Source organism: uncultured Roseovarius sp., from assembly GCF_913057115.1.
Taxonomy (GTDB): Bacteria; Pseudomonadota; Alphaproteobacteria; order Rhodobacterales; family Rhodobacteraceae; genus Roseovarius.
In genome coordinates this window covers 1-19,448 of record NZ_CAJXNN010000027.1, presented here as the reverse complement: position 1 = coordinate 19,448, position 19,448 = coordinate 1, and the positions used below count along the sequence as shown (strand labels likewise).

At 60.9% G+C, this 19,448-nt stretch carries 17 protein-coding genes; 9 read left to right on the top strand and 8 right to left on the bottom strand.

The features are described from left to right. Positions 1-9: 9 nt before the first annotated feature. Positions 10-627 carry a glutathione S-transferase family protein gene (locus QZ498_RS11940; protein ID WP_294622524.1) on the bottom strand — a complete coding sequence of 206 codons (618 nt, stop codon included), beginning with the start codon at positions 625-627 and terminating at the stop codon, positions 10-12. A 13-nt stretch (positions 628-640) separates the two neighbouring features. Beyond that, positions 641-1,294 carry a histidine phosphatase family protein gene (locus QZ498_RS11935; RefSeq protein ID WP_294622522.1) on the bottom strand — a complete coding sequence of 218 codons (654 nt, stop codon included), beginning with the start codon at positions 1,292-1,294 and terminating at the stop codon, positions 641-643. Positions 1,295-1,494: 200 nt separating this feature from the next. Here QZ498_RS11935 and fdhF point away from each other — a divergent pair, with 200 nt between their 5' ends. Further along, a complete protein-coding gene (gene fdhF / locus QZ498_RS11930) occupies positions 1,495-4,275 on the top strand; it encodes a formate dehydrogenase subunit alpha (RefSeq protein ID WP_294622520.1) in 2,781 nt (926 codons plus the stop codon). 176 nt (positions 4,276-4,451) lie between these two features. Here fdhF and QZ498_RS11925 read toward each other — a convergent pair whose 3' ends face one another. Genes QZ498_RS11925 through QZ498_RS11915 form a run of 3 tightly spaced genes read right to left on the bottom strand, consistent with a single transcriptional unit; the run spans position 4,452 to position 7,676 of the window. Further along, a complete protein-coding gene (locus QZ498_RS11925; RefSeq protein WP_294622518.1) occupies positions 4,452-5,153 on the bottom strand; it encodes a response regulator transcription factor in 702 nt (233 codons plus the stop codon). Beyond that, positions 5,150-7,057: a PAS-domain containing protein gene (locus tag QZ498_RS11920; protein WP_294622570.1), complete on the bottom strand. Its 1,908-nt coding sequence runs from the start codon at positions 7,055-7,057 to the stop codon at positions 5,150-5,152. The genes QZ498_RS11925 and QZ498_RS11920 overlap by 4 nt, the downstream gene beginning before the upstream one ends. After that, a complete protein-coding gene (locus tag QZ498_RS11915; protein WP_294622517.1) occupies positions 7,050-7,676 on the bottom strand; it encodes a 2-hydroxychromene-2-carboxylate isomerase in 627 nt (208 codons plus the stop codon). The genes QZ498_RS11920 and QZ498_RS11915 overlap by 8 nt, the downstream gene beginning before the upstream one ends. Positions 7,677-7,887: 211 nt before the next feature. Between QZ498_RS11915 and QZ498_RS11910 the strand changes: the two genes are divergently transcribed. The 7 genes from QZ498_RS11910 to QZ498_RS11880 all read left to right on the top strand — a co-directional run bounded on the left by QZ498_RS11910 (position 7,888) and on the right by QZ498_RS11880 (position 15,492). Continuing rightward, positions 7,888-9,864 (top strand): AMP-binding protein, encoded by a 1,977-nt coding sequence (locus QZ498_RS11910; protein ID WP_294622515.1) that lies wholly within the window; start codon positions 7,888-7,890, stop codon positions 9,862-9,864. 99 nt (positions 9,865-9,963) lie between these two features. Beyond that, on the top strand, positions 9,964-10,782 hold the full coding sequence (locus QZ498_RS11905; RefSeq protein WP_294622513.1) for an ABC transporter ATP-binding protein: 819 nt from the start codon (positions 9,964-9,966) through the stop codon (positions 10,780-10,782). A 95-nt stretch (positions 10,783-10,877) separates the two neighbouring features. Beyond that, positions 10,878-11,864 carry a branched-chain amino acid ABC transporter permease gene (locus tag QZ498_RS11900; protein WP_294622511.1) on the top strand — a complete coding sequence of 329 codons (987 nt, stop codon included), beginning with the start codon at positions 10,878-10,880 and terminating at the stop codon, positions 11,862-11,864. A 2-nt stretch (positions 11,865-11,866) separates the two neighbouring features. Continuing rightward, entirely contained in the window at positions 11,867-12,121 is a 255-nt protein-coding gene (locus QZ498_RS11895) for a hypothetical protein (protein ID WP_294622509.1), read from the top strand. Continuing rightward, positions 12,121-13,197 (top strand): branched-chain amino acid ABC transporter permease, encoded by a 1,077-nt coding sequence (locus QZ498_RS11890; protein WP_294622507.1) that lies wholly within the window; start codon positions 12,121-12,123, stop codon positions 13,195-13,197. The genes QZ498_RS11895 and QZ498_RS11890 overlap by 1 nt, the downstream gene beginning before the upstream one ends. Before the next feature lie 90 nt (positions 13,198-13,287). After that, positions 13,288-14,571 carry an ABC transporter substrate-binding protein gene (locus QZ498_RS11885; protein WP_294622505.1) on the top strand — a complete coding sequence of 428 codons (1,284 nt, stop codon included), beginning with the start codon at positions 13,288-13,290 and terminating at the stop codon, positions 14,569-14,571. Between the two features lie 96 nt (positions 14,572-14,667). Further along, positions 14,668-15,492 carry an ABC transporter ATP-binding protein gene (locus tag QZ498_RS11880; RefSeq protein WP_294622503.1) on the top strand — a complete coding sequence of 275 codons (825 nt, stop codon included), beginning with the start codon at positions 14,668-14,670 and terminating at the stop codon, positions 15,490-15,492. 5 nt (positions 15,493-15,497) lie between these two features. Here QZ498_RS11880 and QZ498_RS11875 read toward each other — a convergent pair whose 3' ends face one another. Next, positions 15,498-16,340: a hypothetical protein gene (locus tag QZ498_RS11875; RefSeq protein ID WP_294622501.1), complete on the bottom strand. Its 843-nt coding sequence runs from the start codon at positions 16,338-16,340 to the stop codon at positions 15,498-15,500. Between the two features lie 137 nt (positions 16,341-16,477). Between QZ498_RS11875 and QZ498_RS11870 the strand changes: the two genes are divergently transcribed. Then, positions 16,478-17,698 carry a phenylacetate--CoA ligase family protein gene (locus QZ498_RS11870; RefSeq protein ID WP_294622499.1) on the top strand — a complete coding sequence of 407 codons (1,221 nt, stop codon included), beginning with the start codon at positions 16,478-16,480 and terminating at the stop codon, positions 17,696-17,698. A gap of 17 nt (positions 17,699-17,715) precedes the next feature. Here the strand turns inward: QZ498_RS11870 and QZ498_RS11865 are convergent, their stop codons facing one another. Next, complete coding sequence (locus QZ498_RS11865; RefSeq protein ID WP_294622497.1) at positions 17,716-18,951, bottom strand: FAD-binding oxidoreductase; 1,236 nt, start codon at positions 18,949-18,951, stop codon at positions 17,716-17,718. 283 nt (positions 18,952-19,234) lie between these two features. Beyond that, positions 19,235-19,448, bottom strand: a 214-nt coding sequence (locus tag QZ498_RS11860) for a hypothetical protein (RefSeq protein ID WP_294622495.1), incomplete at its 5' end; no start/stop codon positions are given.

Below are 19,448 nucleotides of genomic sequence, written 5' to 3'. Positions count from 1 at the left end.
CTGTTATCCTTAGTCCAGAAGGCCCATCTTGCGCACGGCGGCGACGGATGGGCGGGCGTTCATCATCGCGAAATGCGCGGCGAGTTTCGGGGTTTTGGTGATGTCCACGCCATCGCCTTCAAGCCATGTGCAAATGGCGAAAAGCCAAGGGTCGGCGGGGGTGATAGCCTTACCCATGACGAAGGGTGTAAGGGCGCAGTTTTCCTCGATGAAGCGTGCGGAGGCGGCCATGGTTTCGGGCACCTTGGCGGTCATGTCGCGCAGGGAGCTTTCCTCGTTCGCCCAGCGGTGGCCGCGCCGCAGGTGGGCGTGGTTCACGTGGAAGGTCGAGGCGAGGTAATACATCACGCTGCGCAGTTGCGCGGCCTGCCACGGGTCGCTGGGCAGGGTCACCTTGTCGGGGGCTTGGGTGGCGAGGTATTCGAGGATCGCGCCGGTCTCGGTCAGGATACCCGCGTCGGTCACGAGGGCGGGCACCCGGCCCTTGGGGTTGATGGCAAGGTATTCGGGGCTGGTTTGTTCGCCAGCGGCGAAATCGACGCGGATGCCTTCGTAGGGCAGGCCGGTTTCTTCGAGCATCACGGCGGTGGCGACGGAAATGGTTTTGGGGGCGTAGTAGAACTTCATAGGGTCAGGCCTTTCAGACGAAAGTGCGGGCAAAGGCCCGGTCGGGCGCATCGAGGTGTGGTGTCGCCCCGTATTGGGTGAGGTAAACCCCATCGCGGCGCAGTTCGAATTTATGCATGGAGGTATGGGCCACGGTCAGGAACATCTTGGTTTTCGCCGAGGTGTCCAGCCCAAGGGCAATGGCCGTCAGCGTGGCGATGACACCGGTGGAGGTGACGACGAGCGCGCCGGGACCATCCTTGGCGATTTCGTTTAGCGACTCGGTGATGCGCGTGCGAAACGCCTCGTAGCTTTCCAGATCGGGCGACATGCCGCCCGAGCGCCAGACATCGAGAACATGCGGCACATGGGCGGCGAAACCTTCGGGGCTGTCGGGGAAGGGGATGCCGTGGCTGTCGCGCAGGGAATGGGCGAGGCCGTAGTAATCCAGTTCATTGAGGCGGGCATCGTGGGTATGGGGCAGGCCGGTGGGGTTGGCCCCTTCGGCGGTGCCCAACTGGCGGCGCAGGGTGCCGGAGATCACGCGGTCATATTGGCCCAAGGGCGCGATATAGTCGCCCAGCCACCGAGCCTGATCATGGCCCAGATCGGACAGGTAATCGTAACTGTCCGGGTCCTTGGCCGCCGCATTGGCCTGTCCGTGCCGAACCAGTGTGATTTCGGTCATGCGTTTCCCTCCGACGCCCATGCATAGGATAGCGCGGCTGGACTTGGAAGGCGGCGCGCGGGATTTTTCCCAAGGCGCAATCTGTTGCGGATCGGAAACTTACGCGCCTTTCACGGCGCAAATTCGCGGCGAGGTGTCGGGATTGTAAGACTCCCAATTTGTCGCACGTGCTTTACCATGCATCAGCAAGGAGGCGCGCCATGTCCGAGACCATCAAACTGACCCTGAACGGCAAGGAAGTTGAAGCCGAGAAAGGCATGACCCTTTGGGAAGTGGCCAATGGCCGGGGTCTGACGATTCCGCACCTGTGTCACAAGCCTGCGCCGGGGTACAAGCCGGACGGAAACTGCCGGGCCTGCATGGTCGAGGTGGAAGGCGAGCGCACGCTTGTGGCCTCCTGCATTCGCGAGGCCGCCGATGGCATGGTGGTGACCACGGATTCGGCGCGTGCCGAAACCTCGCGCAAGATGGTGATGGAGCTTTTGCTGGCCGACCAGCCCGAGCGCGATACCTCGCATGACCAATCGAGCCACCTGTGGGATATGGCCGAGCTGAACGGTGTCACGGAAAGCCGCTTTCCCAAGCTGGAACAGGACCGCGTGCCGCTTCTGGATGACAGCCATGTGGCGATGCGTGTCAATCTGGACGCCTGCATTCAGTGTAATCTTTGCGTGCGCGCCTGCCGCGATGTGCAGGTCAACGACGTGATCGGCATGGCGGGCCGGGGGCATGATGCCTATCCGGTCTTCGATTTCGACGATCCGATGGGCGCCAGCACCTGTGTCGCCTGTGGCGAATGTGTGCAGGCCTGCCCGACCGGGGCCTTGATGCCCGCCACGGTGGTGGATGAGGCGCAAGTCGGCGACAGCGCCGATTATGACAGCGAAGTCGATAGTGTTTGTCCGTTCTGTGGCGTGGGTTGTCAGGTGAGCCTCAAGGTCAAGGACGGTAAGGTGAAATACGTCGAGGGGATCAATGGCCCCGCGAACGAAGGCCGCCTTTGTGTGAAGGGGCGCTTTGGCTTTGACTACATCCACCACGATCACCGCCTGACCAAGCCGCTCATTCGGCGCGAGGATGCGCCGGACAAGGGGCTGAACGTGGACCCGGGCAACTGGCAGCAGTTCTTCCGCGAGGCGGAGTGGGACGAGGCGCTGGATCTGGCCGCCGGTGGGCTGAAACGCCTGAAGGATGAGCATGGCGGCAAGTCGGTGGCGGGCTTCGGCAGTGCCAAATGCACCAACGAAGAGGCGTACCTCTTCCAGAAATTCATCCGGCAGGGCTTTGGCCACAACAACGTCGATCACTGCACGCGGCTGTGCCATGCGTCGTCGGTTGCCGCGCTGATGGAGAACGTCGGCTCGGGCGCTGTGACGGCCACCTTCAACGAGATTGAGAACGCCGATGTGGCGATCGTGATCGGGGCCAACCCGATTGAAAACCACCCCGTCGCCGCGACCTATTTCAAGCAGTTCACCAAGCGTGGTGGCAAGCTGATTGTCATGGACCCGCGGGGTGTGGGCTTGCGCCGGTTCGCGACGCATATGTTGCAGTTCAAGCCGGGGGCGGATGTTTCGATGCTCAACGCGATCATGCATGTGATCGTCGAAGAGGGGCTCTACGACCAGCAATATATCGAGGCCTTCACCGAGAACTGGGAGGCCGAGAAAGAGCATCTGGCGCAGTTCCCGCCTGAAAAGATGCAAGAGTTGTGTGGCATCCCCGCCGAGACCCTGCGGCAGGTGGCGCGCGATTTTGCAGGTGCCAAGGCCGCGATGATCTTCTGGGGGATGGGCGTGAGCCAGCACATCCACGGCACCGATAACTCGCGCTGCCTGATTTCGCTGGCGCTGATGACGGGGCAGGTGGGCCGCCCGGGTGCGGGCCTGCACCCGCTGCGGGGTCAGAACAACGTGCAAGGCGCCTCGGACGCGGGGCTTATCCCGATGTTCCTGCCCGATTACCAATCGGTGACCGACGATGGCGTGCGCAATGCCTTTACCGAGGTCTGGAACTCGGGCGACTTCTCGGATGAGAAGGGCCTGACGGTGACCGAGATCATGGATGCGGTGCACGATGATCAGATCAAGGGGATGTATATCCTTGGCGAAAACCCGGCGATGTCGGACCCGGATGTGGAGCATGCGCGTGATGCGCTGGCCAAGCTGGAGCATCTGGTGGTGCAGGATATCTTCATCACCGAAACGGCGAATTATGCCGATGTGATCCTGCCCGCCTCGGCCTTCTATGAAAAATCCGGCACGGTGACCAATACCAACCGTCAGGTGCAGATGGGACGCCCGGCGGTCACCCCCCCGGGTGAGGCACGTGAGGATTGGGCGATCACGGTGGAGCTGGCCAATCGGATGGGCCTGCAATGGGGCTATGACAGCCCGGCGGATGTCTTTGCCGAGATGAAGCTGAACATGAAATCGCTCAACAACATCTCGTGGGACCGGTTGGAGCGTGAAAACGCCGTAACTTACCCCTGCCATGATCCGGAAGGCCCCGGCGAGCCGGTGGTCTTTGGCGATGGCTTCCCGCGGCCCGAAGGGCGCGCGCGGTTTACACCCGCCAGCGTCATCCCGCCCGATGACCTGCCCGATGCCGATTACCCGATGGTTCTGACCACGGGGCGGCAATTGGAGCATTGGCACACCGGGTCGATGACGCGGCGCGCCAGTGTCTTGGATGCGGTGGAGCCCGAAGCGAACTGTTCGTTGCACCCTTCGACCCTGCGCAAACTGGGCGTGGAGCCGGGCGGTATGGTGCGCCTGACCACCAAGCGCGGGAGCGTCAATGTCATGGCCCGCGCCGACCGGGCCATTGCGCCGGATATGGTTTTCCTGCCCTTTGCCTACGTGGAGGCGGCGGCCAATATCCTGACCAATCCAGCGCTGGATCCCTATGGCAAGATCCCCGAGTTCAAATACTCGGCGGTCCGGGTTGAGGCGGCAGACGGGCAAGTGGCGGCGGAATAACCTGCCGCTTGGCGCTTTTGGCCACTGTCGGATGCCTCCGGCGGGAGTATTTGGGGAAAGATGAAGAGGTTTTGCCTTTAGACTTCATCTTTCTGAAAATACTCCGGGGGAGTCGCCCGCAGGGCGGCGGGGGCAGCGCCCCCAACCCGGGCGCGCCGCAGGGCGCGCAACACCCGTCAGGTCCAGTTCACATCGCCCAGAAAAATATAGCCCGCGCCGTAGATCGTTTTGATCAGACGCGGGTTTTTCGGGTCTTCGCGTAGTTTGGTGCGCAGGCGCGAGATGCGCACGTCCATGGCCCTGTCAAAACTCTCGCCCGCCGCGCCGCCAAGCGCCTCTTGCATGGCGTTTCGCGAGATCAGGCGCTTGGGGCGTTCGAGAAACAGGCGCAACACTTCGCCTTCGGCGTGGGAAAAGGGCGTTTCGGCACCGGTGTCATCCTCAAGCACATAACGGTCGAAATGGGCGGTCCAGCCGTTGAAGCGGGCGGTTTCGCCGGTTTGGGGTGTGGCACTTTCGCGGCGCAGGCGGGCGCGGATGCGGGCCACCACCTCGGCTGGATCAAAAGGTTTGATGATGTAGTCATCGGCCCCAAGTTCCAGCCCGGTGATCTTGTCCTGCACCTCGGCGCGGCCCGAGATGATGATAACGGTGGCCCCCTGTTCAAGCGCCAGCCGATGAACCAGCGTCAGCCCGTCCCGGTCGGGCAGCGACAGGTCCACAAGGCAGACATCGGGGGCGGCGTTGCGCAGGGCGGCTTCGAATTCGGTCGCGCGGCCGAAGGCCATGGTTTGAAAACCGGCTTCCTCCAGCGCGTCGGCCAGCATCGTGCGGATGGCGGGTTCATCGTCTAGGATTGTGACAAGCGGCTGTGTCATGGCGTGGCATCCGGGTTGAGGAAGGCATCGAGGCGTGTGGCATCGAATGGTTTTCGCAGCACCGGTGCGGATTTGCAGGCTGCGTCATAAAGCGGGTCGCCAGGTGGTAACGAGGTCATCAGGTACGCCGGGCAATGCCCCTTGGGCAGGGATTGGATCAGGTCGAGGCCGGTCTTGTCGCCTTCCAGCGAGATATCGGACAGGAGTGCGGAAATCTGGGGTAAATCGTCAAGCAGGGCCAGCGCCTCATCCGCCGAGCTGGCTTCGATCACCGTATGGCCGCGGTTGCGGAGCATGTCGCGGATGGTGTCGCGCAAATCGGGGCTGTCTTCCACGAGCAATACCATGCCAGTGGTGTCCACCGTGCCGGCCAGACGCATGGGTAAGCGAAGCGAGACACGCCCGCCGGTGTCGGTATTCGAGAGTTTCACGCGGCCACCGGCGAGTTTGGTCATGTCGTAGACCATCGACAGGCCAAGCCCGGAGCCTTCGCCGCCCTTGGTGGTGTAGAAGGGATCAAGCGCATGACTCAGGGCTGATTTGGAAAACCCCGGCCCGGTATCGGTGACGGTGAACTCGATCCAGGTGTCTTGCAGGCAGGCGGTGGTCAAGGTGATCGCACCCTGTGGGCCTACCGCGTCGCGGGCGTTGATCACGAGGTTCAGCAGCGAATCCTGCAACATGCCCGCATCCAGAAGATACCGTCCGGGATGCGCGAGGTTGTTGATGGTGAAATGCACCTGTTCGGGCAGGGTGGAACGGGCCAAGGTTTCGAGGTCTGCCAAAAAGGCGCGCAGATCGGTGGCGGCGGGCGTGTGTTCGCGCGGGCCGGTCATATCGGCGATCCGGTTGAGCAAACCACCGCCGCGCCGCGCCGCGCCGAGGGTGGCGGTGATCAGGGTATCGGCCTCTTCGCCCAGATCCATGCGTTGCAATTTCGACTGCATGCCGAGGATGATGGTGAGCAGGTTGGAGAAATCATGTGCCAGACCGCTGGTCAGTTGCGCGGCCATTTCCCGGCGGCGGGTTTGTTGCAGGACCGAGCGGGTTTGCGCCTCTTCGGTGATATCCATCGAAAGGATATAGACGCCGCCCTGGGTGTCTTCGGGGGTGAAGGCCACGCGAATGCGGCGCGAGCTTGGTTCATGCGTGAACTCAAAAACCGATGCTTTGCCGCGGAAGGCATCTTCGAGATAGGGTTCGATCGCGGCATAGGGTTTCGGCCCCAGTGCCTCGTCGATGGGAACCCCGATGATGTCCGATTTGCTGCCGGGCATGACCGCGCTGAGCCGCCGGTTGGAATAGGTATAGCGCCGGTCGGCGCCGACGTGCGCGATATGCGCGGGCATCATTTCGGTTGTCAGGCGGGTGCGGGCCTCGGAGGCGGTGAGCTGTCGCTTGGTTTCTTCCAGCGCGGTGATGGTGGCCGAAAGCTCGCGGTTGGTGGCGGCCAGTTCCTCGGAATAGGTGAGGAGTTGGCCCGAGAGTTCCTCGGACCGGGCGCGCAGCAGGCTCTCTTGCCGCTTGGTGCGGGTGATGTCGGTATAAACGGTGACCCAGCCGCCTTGCGGAAGGGGCGTGCCTTCGACGCTGATGATGTGGCCGTTGGCGCGGGTGCGTTCCATGTAGTGCGGTTCGAACGCGCGGGCCTGTTCGACTCGGGTACGCACGAAGTCGTCGAAGTCGGTCACCTCGCCATAATCGCCGCGTTCGGCCAGAAACCGGATGGTATCGGCGAAGGAGGCCCCCGGCGTTACAAGGTGGTCGGGGAGATCGAACATTTCCTGGAAGCGGTGATTGCAGACGGCCAGTTGCAGGTTCGCGTCATAGATCGAAATGGCCTGCTGAATCAGGTTCAGGCCTGCACTGGTCATCTCTTGCCGGGTGCGGTCGATGCTATCCATGGTCACGGCCTCGGCCCGCTTCGCCATGATGGATGGCCCAATGGATTGCCTCTTCCAGCCGGTCGTCGCCCCAGAAGAGTTCGGAGGCAACCGTGAAACTCGGGGCCCCGAAGAGGCCGCGGGCGCTGGCCTCTTCGGTGGTATGGCGCAGGGCCAGTTTGTTGTCGTCCTCGACGGCGCCGTCAATGAGGCCGTCGGGCAGGCCGGATTGCGCCAGGCAATCCGTTATGACGGCGGTTTGCGAGATGTCGTGGCCCTGACCGAATTCGGCGGAAAAGACCGCCTGGCAGAAAGCGACCCCCTGACTGGTTTGCAAGGCCAATTGCGCCACGCGTGCCGCCAGCACGCTGTTTTGCGGGAAGCTGTCGGACCACACCAATGGCAGGCCGAGCGCCTGCGTGCGACGCTCCATGTCGCGCCACATGTATTTGCCCTTGGCCGGGTAGATGAGGAACGGCGAGGTGGTCCAGCCCTGTGCGGCAAAGATTGGCCCCAAAAGGAACGGGCGCCAGACCACATCGACGCCGGCCTTCTGCGCAAGGCCGGGCAAGCGCATCGCGCTGAGGTACGAATAGGTTGATGCGAAGTCGAACCAGAATTCGAGCTTTGGCCGGGTCATGCGCGCCTCGGATTGCGGAGTGGGTATGACAGGTTTCCGGTCCGCCGGGCAGAGTGTCAAGCGCCGGGGCTACGCTGTTACAATTCGAAAGGTTTGCGAAAACATCAGGAAAAAGTTGACGGCGAGATTTTGTCCAGCACCCTTAGGGGGCACAAGAATCGCCTTGCTCAAGGGCGCATGGTTCGCTCGGCGGACAATGGGAGGAGAAAACTTGGTACAGTCGTCTCAGGCGGCGGAAGGGCTTGCGTCCATTCCGGCGCTATTGCAACGCAACGCCACGCAATTTGCGTCGAAAATGGCGTATCGCGAAAAAGAATACGGCATCTGGCAGTGCTGGACCTGGGCGGAAACCGAGAAAGAGATCGAGGCGCTTGCGCTTGGCTTCATCAATCTTGGTATCAAGGAGGGCGATTTCGTCGCCGTGATCGGGCGCAACCGACCGCATTTCTATTGGTCGATGGTCGCCGCGCAGTCGGTTGGGGCAATCCCGGTGCCGCTGTATCAAGACGCGGCTGCCGAAGAGATGGCCTATGTGATGGACCACTGCGGCGCGCGGTTTGCGATTGTCGAGGACCAGGAGCAGGTTGATAAGCTGATCGAGATTCAGGACGACCTGCATCAGTTCGAGCACATGATCTACGTCGACCCTCGGGGCCTTCGGAAATACGATCACCACAAGTTGCACACCTTCACCGGCATTCAGGAGCAGGGGCGCGCGGCCTATTGGGAGTTTATCGAGGACCTCAAGGCGCGGCGTGAGAAGCTGACTTACGACAGCATTTGCGTGATGCTTTACACCTCGGGGACGACGGGCAAGCCCAAGGGCGTCGTCCTGTCGAACCGCAATATCATCGAGGCGTCGAAATCCTCGGCCGAGTTCGACAACCTGAACAAGGATGACGAAGTTCTGGCCTATCTGCCGATGGCATGGGTGGGCGATTTCATCTTCTCGATCGGGCAGGCCTATTGGACGGGCTTTTGCGTGAACTGCCCGGAAAGCGCCGACACGATGCAGACCGATCTGCGCGAGATCGGGCCGACCTATTACTTTGCCCCGCCGCGGGTGTTCGAGACTCAGCTGACCAACGTGATGATCCGGATGGAGGATGCGGGCCGTTTCAAGAAATGGCTGTTCGATCATTTCATGGCGCATGCCCGCAAGGTTGGGCCGGCCATTCTTGATGGCAAGCCCGTGGGGGGCTGGGACCGGTTCAAGTATGCTTTGGGCAATATGTTCGTTTATGGCCCGCTCAAGGACACGCTTGGGTTTGGCAACGTGCGGGTTGGTTACACGGCTGGTGAAGCGATCGGGCCCGAGATTTTCGAATTCTACCGGTCGCTCGGCATCAACCTGAAGCAGCTTTATGGCCAGACCGAGGCCAGCGTTTTCATCACCGTGCAGCCGGATGGCGAGGTGCGCAACGATACGGTGGGTGTTCCGGCCCCCGGTGTCGAGATCAGGATCGACGAGTCGGGCGAGGTCTTCTATCGGAGTGCGGGGACGTTCGAGTATTATTACAAGAACGAGGAAAGCACCAAGAAGACCAAGGACCCGGAAGGCTGGGTCGCCACCGGTGATGCGGGGTTCTTCGAGGAAGGCACCGGCCACCTGCGGATCATCGACCGTGCCAAGGATGTGGGCAAGATGGCCGATGGACGGATGTTTGCGCCCAAGTATGTGGAAAACAAGCTCAAGTTCTTCCCGAACATCCTGGAAGCCGTGGTGTTCGGCAACCAGCGCGAGCAATGCACGGCCTTTATCAACATCGACCTGACGGCAGTGGGCAACTGGGCCGAGCGCAACAACATCGGCTATGCCTCGTATCAGGAATTGGCCGGGCATCCGCGCGTTCTTGAAACCATCAAAGAGCATGTCGAAGAGGTGAACCGCAGCCTTGCCGAGGACCCTATGCTGGCCCATTGCCAGGTGCATCGTTTCCTTGTGCTGCACAAGGAACTGGACGCCGACGATGGCGAAATGACCCGCACCCGCAAGGTGCGCCGTGGTGTGATTGCCGAGAAGTTCGAGGACCTGCTGGGCGCGCTTTATGACGGGTCAGGCGAAATCTACACCACGACCGAAGTGACCTATGAGGATGGCCGCAAGGGCAGCATCAGTGCGACGTTGCAGATCGTCGACGCAAAGGTGGTGCCGGTGGAGGCCCCGGGCAAGGTGGCGGCGGAATGATGGAATCACGCGCGCAACACTCATCAGGCCTGACGGCCTTCTTCGTGAAGAAAGGCCCATGGGCCTTGATGAACGCACCCCGGCTGAAGGAGAGAACAGATGCTTGATGCCTCAGAAGGGTATACCACCGAGGATGGCCGCAAGATCGGCGGGGTGGTGATGGAGATGAAAAACATCACGCTGCGCTTTGGCGGGGTGGTGGCGATCAAGGATATCAGTTTTGATATTCGCGAGGGCGAAATCCGCGCCATCATTGGCCCGAACGGGGCCGGGAAATCCTCGATGCTGAACGTCATCAGCGGATTTTATAACCCGCAGGAGGGGCAGGTTTTCTACAAGGGGGACCTGCGCCCGCCGATGAAGCCCTATCAGGTGGCACGCCAAGGGATCGCACGGACCTTCCAGAATATTGCCTTGTTCGATGGCATGTCGGTGCTGGACAACATCATGACCGGCCGCATTCGGCAGATGGAGGCGGGACTTTTCGCGCAGGCCATTTGGAAGGGCAAGGCCGAGCGCGAAGAAGTGGAAAACCGCGAGGCCGTTGAAAAGATTATTGATTTCCTTGAGATTCAGCACATCCGAAAGACCCCGGTTGGCCGCTTGCCCTATGGTTTGAAAAAACGGGTGGAGCTCGCCCGGGCGCTTGCCGCCGAGCCGTCGATCCTGCTGCTGGATGAGCCGATGGCGGGGATGAACGTCGAGGAAAAAGAGGACATGAGCCGCTTTATTCTAGACGTGAACGACGAGTTCGGCACCACGATTGCCCTGATTGAGCACGACATGGGCGTGGTCATGGACCTGTCCGACCGGGTGGTCGTGATGGATTATGGCAAGAAGATCGGTGACGGCACACCGGACGAAGTGCGCAGCAATCAGGCGGTGATCGACGCCTATCTGGGGGTGGCGCATGACTGATTTCCAAACACCCGTCCCGGGCCTGTCCCGGGACCTCAACTGGCGAGAGGCTCCGGGTCAGGCCCGGAGCGTGGGGACGCAAAAGGAGGCGCATCATGCCTGAACAGCTACTTTGGGGAATGGAGGTCTTCCTGAACGGCCTCATGGCTGGGGTTCTGTATGCGCTGGTTGCGCTGGGCTTCGTCCTGATTTTCAAGGCCTCGGGGATCTTCAATTTCAGTCAGGGCGTGATGGCGCTCTTCGCGGCGCTGACGCTGGTGGGCATCATGGAGGGGCAGGTGCCGTTCAGCCACCTGATCAACGCGGTGTTCGGTACGGAAATCCACCATTTCGGCTGGCATGTCCCGGCGCTGGCCGCGATCTTGTTGACCATGGTGGTCATGGTTTTGCTGGCCTGGCTGGTGAACCACTTCATTTTCCGACATCTCGTGAACCAGGAGCCGATCATTCTCTTTATGGCCACAATCGGGCTGGCCTATTTCCTGGAAGGATTTGGCGACATCATGTGGGGTGCTGATATCAAGAAGCTGGATGTCGGCCTGCCACAGGGCATCAACGGCACGATCGACGAGGTCACGTACAACCTGTTCGGTTATGGCTTTTTCATCGACAATCTGGACCTCTGGGCGACCTTCATCGCGATCCTGCTGGTTATCGGCCTGGTGCTGTTCGCGCAGTATTCGAAACATGGCCGTGCCATGCGGGCGGTGGCCGACGACCACCAGGCGGCGCTTTCGGTGGGTATCTCGCTCAACTTCATCTGGGTGATGGTGTGGTCGCTGGCCGGGTTCGTTGCCATCGTGGCCGGTATCATGTGGGGCACCAAATCGGGTGTGCAATTCTCGCTGTCGCTTATCGCGCTCAAGGCATTGCCGGTCCTGATGCTTGGCGGCTTCACCTCGATCCCCGGGGCCATCGTGGGCGGCCTGATCATCGGGGTGGGGGAAAAGCTGTTCGAATTCACCTTCGGCGGAATGATGGGTGGCGCGACCGAAAACTGGTTTGCCTATGTTCTGGCGCTGATCGTCCTCGTGTTCCGGCCGCAGGGCCTGTTCGGTGAGAAGATCATCGAGAGGGTGTAGCGATGCATAAGCTGATTGCCATTGCCAATGTCATCGCCTGGTCGGGCTTCTGGGCCTTTGGTTACCTCGCTCTTACGGCGGGGGTGGACCAGACCGGGCAGATGGTCACCGCCGCCATTCTCGCCGCGCTCGGCGGTGGGGTGGGAATGCTGGCCTACTTCTGGCTGGTGCGCCATTCGGAGGAAACGGGATATGCCAAGCCCGCAAACCGCGCGGAAAAGCGCGAGGAAGACGAAATTCATGGGGAGGTTCTGTAATGTTCTATCGTGAGGCGGGGGATTTCAAGACCTCCTATGTCGAGGACGGCCAGACCTTCCCGATCAAGTTCGACCGCTACCGGTATTACGCGGTTCTCATCGCGGCTTTTGCCGTGGTGCCCTTTATCATCAATGATTACTGGGTGAACGCCGTCTTTCTGCCGTTCCTGATCTACTCGATCGCGGCGATTGGCCTGAATATCCTTGTGGGCTACTGTGGGCAGGTGTCGCTTGGCACCGGTGGCTTCATGGCTGTCGGGGCTTATGCCTGTTACAAGCTGATGACCGCCTTTCCCGATGTGAACATCCTGTTCCACGTCATCCTGTCGGGCGGCGTGACGGCGGCGGTCTGTGTGCTCTTTGGCCTGCCCAGTTTGCGGATCAAGGGGTTTTACCTTGCCGTTGCCACCTTGGCGGCACAGTTCTTTCTGGTGTGGTTGTTCAACCGCGTGGGGTGGTTTTACAACTACTCGGCCTCGGGGCAGATCAACGCACCTGAGCGGACCGTCTTTGGCGTCCCGGTGACCGGTGCGGAAACAGCGCCCTGGGCCGCGTACCTGTTCTGCCTGGTCTTTACCGTGGCCTGCGCGATCCTTGCGCGGAACCTGACGCGGGGCATGGCGGGCCGCAAGTGGATGGCCATTCGTGACATGGACATCGCCGCCGAGATCATCGGTGTGAACCCGCTGCGCGCGAAGCTGACGGCCTTCATGATTTCGGGCTTTTTCGTCGGCATCGCCGGGGCATTGTTTTTCGCGGTGTACCTTGGCGCTGTCGAGGTTGGGGAGGTCTTTGGCATCAACAAGTCATTCCTTGTCTTGTTCATGGTCATCATCGGCGGGCTTGGCTCGATATTTGGTAGCTTTGCCGGGGCGGCCTTCCTCGTGCTGTTGCCGGTTCTGTTGAAGAACGTGCTGGTGGGCACGCTTGGCTGGCCCACCGATCTGGCCGCGCACCTCGAATTCGTGATCGTGGGGGGCTTGATCATTGTCTTCCTGATCGCCGAACCGCATGGCCTTGCGCAGCTTTGGCGCGTGGCGAAGGAAAAACTGAGGCTTTGGCCCTTCCCGCACTAGGGGCGGGCCTGAGAGGAGAGAATGGATCGGGGGCGCGTAACCCCCGGCGCATCGCAACATCGGAACAACACCAAGGGAGGAAATGAACCGATGAAAAAGACAATCTTTGGCGCAGCCGTGGCGGCCGTGATGGCCGCAGCCCCGGCGCTGGCGGATCTGACGATCGTCGATACCAGCTATCGCACCGGGCCTTATGCCGCGAACGGGATCCCGTTCTCGGACGGCTATCAGGATTACTTCACCCTGCTGAATGAACGCGATGGCGGCATCGGCGGTGAGATGATCAACCTCGTGGAATGCGAGACCGGCTATAACACCGAGAAGGGTGTGGAATGCTACGAGTCGACCAAGGGCGAAGGCGCACTTGTGTATCAGCCGCTGTCGACCGGCATCACCTATCAGCTGATCCCGAAAGCGACGGCTGATGGTATCCCGCTTCACACCATGGGTTATGGCCGGACTTCGGCCAAGAACGGTAAGGTCTTCGAGTGGGTCTTCAACTATCCCGCCAACTACTGGGACGGGGCGAGCCACGCCATCACCCACATTCTGGACCAGAACGATGGTGACATCAGCGGGAAGACCATCGCGCTTGTCTATCACAACTCTGCCTACGGCAAGGAGCCGATCCGGACCCTCGAAGGTCTGGCGGAAAAGCACGGGTTTGACCTGACCCTGCTGCCCGTCGATCACCCCGGTCAGGAGCAAAAATCGCAGTGGCTGCAAATCCGTCGTGAGAAGCCCGACAACGTGATTATGTGGGGCTGGGGTGTGATGAACCAGGTGGCCATCCAGGAAGCTGTGAACATCCGTTACCCGATGGAGAATTTCATCGGTGTCTGGTGGTCGGGTTCGGAGAACGACGTGAAAGCGGCGGGCGACCGTGCCGATGGCTACAAGGCGCTGACCTTCCACAACATCGGCAGCGATTACCCGATCTATGACGACATCCAGACGCATGTTGTCGAGACCGGCAATGCCGCCGGTGCGGGTGATCAGATCGGCACGGTGCTTTATAACCGTGGCATGTATGCCGCGATGCTGGCTGCCGAAGCGATCAAGACTGCGCAGGAAATCCACGGTACCGCGGCCATTACCTCGGCCCAGATGCGGGACGGCATGGAAAACCTTGAGATCACCGAAGAGAAGATGGCCGCGCTTGGCCTTCCGAACTTTGGCCCCGAGTTCAAGGTGACCTGCGAGAACCACGGCGGAAACGGCTTTGGTGCCGTGTCGCAGTGGGATGCGGAGGCTGGCGAGTTCAAGCTGATCACCGAGTATTTCCAGTCTGATCAGGAAATCCTTCAGCCGCTTATCGCTGCGGATAGCCAGGCGTTTGCCGAGGAAAACGACATCGAAATGCGTTGCAATTGATTTGATTGCGACGACACCGGGCGCGGCGGGATGGCTGCCGCGCCCATCACAGACACACGAGGGCCCCGATATCCGGGACCGTGACGGAGAATTCCCATGCTCGACGCAGGACGCACCGAAGAGAAGCTGCTGGAGATCAACAATATCGAGGTGATCTATAACCACGTGATCCTTGTGCTGAAGGGCGTCAGCCTGAGCGTGCCCAAGGGCGGGATCACCGCGCTATTGGGCGGTAATGGCGCGGGCAAGACGACGACACTCAAGTCGATTTCCAACCTTCTGAAATCGGAACGCGGCGAGGTGACGAAAGGCTCGATCACTTATCGCGGTGAGCGGATTCAGGACTTGGTTCCGTCTGATCTGGTGAAAAAGGGCGTCATCCAGGTGATGGAAGGGCGGCATTGCTTCGAACACCTGACTGTCGAGGAAAACCTGTTGACGGGTGCCTATACCCGCGGGTCGAGCCGCGGCGAGATCGATGCCGACCTGAACATGGTTTACGACTATTTCCCGCGTCTCAAGGAGCGCCGCAAATCACAGGCGGGCTATACCTCGGGCGGGGAACAGCAAATGGTCGCGATTGGCCGCGCACTGATGAGCCGTCCCGAGACGATCCTTCTGGACGAACCCAGCATGGGGCTTGCGCCTCAGTTGGTGGAGCAAATCTTCAATATCGTCAAATCGCTCAACGAGGAGGAGGGCTATACCTTCCTGCTGGCCGAGCAGAACACCAATGTCGCCCTGCGCTTTGCGCACTACGGCTATATCCTTGAATCGGGCCGCGTGGTGATGGATGGTCCGGCCAAGGACTTGCGCGAGAACCCGGATGTGAAGGAATTCTACCTGGGTGTCTCGGAGGAGGGCCGGAAATCATTCCGCGACGTTCGTAGCTATCGCCGCCGCAAGCGGTGGCTGAGCTGAGGATTTCACCCTTGGGTCAGGTCTTTTCTCATTTCACCGATCAGGGCGATCGCCTCGTCCCGCGTGTTGCGGATGTTGGGGCGGAAGCCTTGGGTTTCGGCGCGCAGGCGAATGTCGGCCTCGGTTTCCGAACCGGCGGCGAAGCGGGCGGTCCCAAGCGAGGCGGCCTCGTTCAGCCGCTTGCCGCGCAGGGCGTATTGGACCCAGGCTCCGGGCAGGATTTCGCAGCCGTTGAGGTTGACGAGGAAGAACCACTTGCGATCCGTCGCAATGATCCTGTCTTGGATGAAGTCATAAAAGTCATCGACATCGCGGCTGTGGTGGAAGGTGAAATGCGAGAAGTCCACCTCCATGATGAGAGTATCTTCATCAAACGACAGGCGGCGGACGAAATCGGCGGTGACGTAATTGGGGTCATGCACGATGCGCTTGCGCCGTTTGCTGGGCAAGTCGCGCAGCCGCGCGAGGGCGCTGTCACGATCCGAGAAGAGGTTGGGGTCAAACGCTTCGGTGTTGGCGGCGCGTTCGATCTGGCGGCGGGTTTCTTCGGAGGCGTCAAAGCGGACCGAGCCCATGGAGTGAGACAGGTTGAGCGCACGCCCTCGCCGCGAGTAGGCGGTCCAGGCCTCGGGGTCGATGCGGGTGCCGTTGAGGTTTACCAGAAAAAACCAGAGGTCTTCGCCGGTTTGCGCAATGCGGTCTTCAAGGCGATCGTAAAAGCGGTTGACGGTCTGTGTGTCGTGAAAGTGGAAGTTGGAAAAGTTGGCTTCCATGATCTGGTCGGCGTCGTGAAAAGATATGCGAGCGTCAAGATCGGTATCGGAAATAGCTGTCTGCGTTTGTGTCATGGTGGGCACCTCCTTGGCCAACCGCTGCGCGCAAGGCGGTATACAAAAGTTCACAGAACATGCGCCTATTCGGCGCCTCACAGCAACTGGTCAAGCTGTCGCAACGTAAAGCAGAGTGGCGCTTGGGGGATGAAGGTATGAGCAAGTACTTCGACAATCTGGAAAATCGGAGCGCGGATGAGCGTGCCGCGGGTATCGGCAAAGCGTTGCCTGAGCAAATCGAACGCGCCAAGGGTCTGGCCGGTTATGGTGATCGTTTGAAGGCGGTTGATGCGGCGGATGTGAAAACCGTGGCGGACTTGGCGGCGCTTCCGGTGCTGCGCAAATCCGACCTTGGCCAAGCGCAGGGGGCATCGGCCCCCTTCGGTGGGCTGACCACGCGGGCGGCTTCGCAATTTGCGCATGTTTTCCAATCGCCTGGCCCGATTTACGAACCGGGCGGCGATAGCCATGACTGGTGGCGCATGGGCCGGTTTTTGCATGCCTGCGGCGTCGGCAAGGGCGATATTGTGCAGAACTGTTTTGGCTATCACCTGACGCCGGCGGGGATGATTTTCGAGAATGGTGCGCGGGCGGTTGGCGCGGCTGTTTTGCCCGCCGGGACGGGCCAGACCGAGCTTCAGGCGCGGGCGGCACATGATATTGGCGTGACCGCCTATGCCGGGACGCCGGATTACCTGAAGATCATTCTGGATAAGGCCGACGAGATGGGCCTTTCGCTTGGAATTACCAAGGCCGCTGTGGGCGGTGGGGCGCTGTTCCCGTCGCTCAGGCAGGAATATGCAGACAGGGGAATCGCCTGTTTGCAGTGCTATGCCACCGCCGATTTGGGCAATATCGCCTATGAAAGCGAGGCGCAGGAGGGGTTGATCATCGACGAGGGGGTGATCGTTGAGATCGTGACGCCCGGCACCGGTGACCCTGTGGCCCCCGGCGAGGTGGGCGAGGTGGTTGTGACCACGTTGAACCCCGACTATCCGCTTATCCGCTTTGCCACGGGTGATCTGAGCGCGATCATGGAGGGCGAAAGCCCCTGTGGACGGACCAATACCCGCATCAAGGGTTGGATGGGCCGGGCGGATCAGACCACCAAGATCAAGGGCATGTTCGTGCGACCCGAGCAGGTGGCGGCGCTTGTCGCCAAGCATGCCGAGATTGCCAAGGCGCGGGTCATTGCCAGCCGCGAGGGCGAGATGGACGTCATGACCGTGCAGATCGAGGCCGAGGGCGGCGATGCCGATGGCTATGCCGGGTCGGTGGCCGATGCCCTGAAGCTGAAAGGCAAGATCGAGGTCGTGGCCCCCGGGAGCTTGCCCAATGACGGCAAGGTGATCGAGGATCAGCGCAGCTACGACTGAGCCGGAAAAACGTTTAATTAGAAACGGTTGGCTTCGTAGGGCGTCATGTCGATATTGGGGTGTCGACCGCTAAGGCGGTCGGCCAGAAGGCGGCCCGTTTTGGGGCCAGCCGTGAGGCCGATATGCTGATGGCCGAAGGCGGCGTGGACCCCGGTTTGGCCGATTTCCCCGATCAAGGGCAGGCTGTCGGGGGTGGAGGGGCGAAAGCCCATCCATTCCTCGGTATGGCTGTAGGTGAGGTTTGGGAAGACGCGTTTGGCGTGCTTGTGAATAAGGGCGAGGGGGGCCTTGGAGGGGCCTTTTTCGATCCCGCCCAGTTCCACCGTTCCGGCGCAGCGCAACCCGTTTTCCATGGGGTTCACGGCGAATTTTCCCTTGGCCACCATCATCGGGTTACGGACCATTTGCGAGGGGTTGGAAAAATGCAGGTGATAGCCGCGCTCGGCCTCAAGCGGCACCTTGAGGCCCAGCTTGCGCAGGAGGGGTTTGGACCAGATGCCAGCGGCCATCACGGCGGCGTCGCAGGGCAGCGGGCCGGTATCGGTTTCCACTTGCGTCACGCGGCCATTTTCCAAAGTGATATCAGTGACTTCGGAGCGGGCGTATGTGCCACCCTCGTCCTCCAGAACGCGCGCCAGATCCTCCATGTAGGCGCCGGGATTGAGGATATGGCCGTGGCCTTTGAGGGTGGCGAGGCATTGGATAGTTGGACCCAGGATCGGTTCGACCTCTTGTACGGCGGGGCCTTCATGCACTTCTGGGATGAACCCGGCCTCGCGCTTATAATCCCAACTGAGCTTATCGGCCTCAAAATCTGCTTTGGATTCATAGGCATAGCTGAAATCGCTGCTGGCGATCCAGCGTTCGGCGCGGGTGCCGCGCGTCAGGGCACGGTGTTGGTCGAGGCTATCGGTGAGAAGCGGAATCAGGCTTTCGACCATGTGATCGCAGTTGCGCGATTGGGCGGCAAAGCGTGCCAGCCACGGCAACATGCGCGGCAGGTAGGACCATTGCATGAAAAGCGGTGAGCCGGGATTTGCGAGGTATTTCAAGCCGGTAGTGATGATATCGGGCGTGTTGACCGGCACCACGGCCCATTGCGCCAAAAGCCCCGCGTTGCCGAAGGAGGCCCCGGCGCCGGGGTGGTCGCGGTCAACCAGCGTGACCTCATGACCCGCGCGGCGCAGCCAGATGGCGGAACTGAGCCCACAGATGCCTGCGCCTATGACGACGATGTTTTGCGGGTGTGCCATGGGGACCTCGGGGTGCTGTTCTGGGGTATCTAAACGAAGGTTCTGGATGGCGGCAAGCCGGGAGCTGCGAATCGGGGGTAAGCCCTTGGGTTAACGATAAAAACCCCGGACTGCATCACGTCGGCATAACGTCGGTATCGCGTCGGTATTTTTCTCTGCGACCCCGCAGGTTAACAGAGCGCGCGGTGAGAAACGTACGAAACCTACGTGAGTTTCGTACGGTCCGGCGGTGCGTGCTCATCAGCCCTGACGGGCTTCTTCGCGGAGGGTATCTGTGTGAAGGTCAGTGATGCGGGAGGGCGAGGTCGTGGTCTCCCGCGCAAGCAATGACTGCTGTCAGGCCCGACCCGTAGAAAGCGCCCTGTGGGCCGATTGGTTGGAGCGGCCCTTCGCGCATGGCAAGTCGCGTGACCGAAGTGCGGACGGAGTGGACGTTCATCAAGCGTGACAAGCCGCGACAGCGACGGGCCGCGGCGCGGCGATCCAACGCTGGCTTG

Coding starts and splice junctions, on each gene's coding strand:
- QZ498_RS11940 (WP_294622524.1), bottom strand. CDS start 627: ATGAAGTTCTACTACGCCCCCAAAACCATTTCCGTCGCCACCGCCGTG.
- QZ498_RS11935 (WP_294622522.1), bottom strand. CDS start 1,294: ATGACCGAAATCACACTGGTTCGGCACGGACAGGCCAATGCGGCGGCC.
- fdhF (WP_294622520.1), top strand. CDS start 1,495: ATGTCCGAGACCATCAAACTGACCCTGAACGGCAAGGAAGTTGAAGCC.
- QZ498_RS11925 (WP_294622518.1), bottom strand. CDS start 5,153: ATGACACAGCCGCTTGTCACAATCCTAGACGATGAACCCGCCATCCGC.
- QZ498_RS11920 (WP_294622570.1), bottom strand. CDS start 7,057: ATGGATAGCATCGACCGCACCCGGCAAGAGATGACCAGTGCAGGCCTG.
- QZ498_RS11915 (WP_294622517.1), bottom strand. CDS start 7,676: ATGACCCGGCCAAAGCTCGAATTCTGGTTCGACTTCGCATCAACCTAT.
- QZ498_RS11905 (WP_294622513.1), top strand. CDS start 9,964: ATGCTTGATGCCTCAGAAGGGTATACCACCGAGGATGGCCGCAAGATC.
- QZ498_RS11900 (WP_294622511.1), top strand. CDS start 10,878: ATGCCTGAACAGCTACTTTGGGGAATGGAGGTCTTCCTGAACGGCCTC.
- QZ498_RS11895 (WP_294622509.1), top strand. CDS start 11,867: ATGCATAAGCTGATTGCCATTGCCAATGTCATCGCCTGGTCGGGCTTC.
- QZ498_RS11890 (WP_294622507.1), top strand. CDS start 12,121: ATGTTCTATCGTGAGGCGGGGGATTTCAAGACCTCCTATGTCGAGGAC.
- QZ498_RS11885 (WP_294622505.1), top strand. CDS start 13,288: ATGAAAAAGACAATCTTTGGCGCAGCCGTGGCGGCCGTGATGGCCGCA.
- QZ498_RS11880 (WP_294622503.1), top strand. CDS start 14,668: ATGCTCGACGCAGGACGCACCGAAGAGAAGCTGCTGGAGATCAACAAT.
- QZ498_RS11875 (WP_294622501.1), bottom strand. CDS start 16,340: ATGACACAAACGCAGACAGCTATTTCCGATACCGATCTTGACGCTCGC.
- QZ498_RS11870 (WP_294622499.1), top strand. CDS start 16,478: ATGAGCAAGTACTTCGACAATCTGGAAAATCGGAGCGCGGATGAGCGT.
- QZ498_RS11865 (WP_294622497.1), bottom strand. CDS start 18,951: ATGGCACACCCGCAAAACATCGTCGTCATAGGCGCAGGCATCTGTGGG.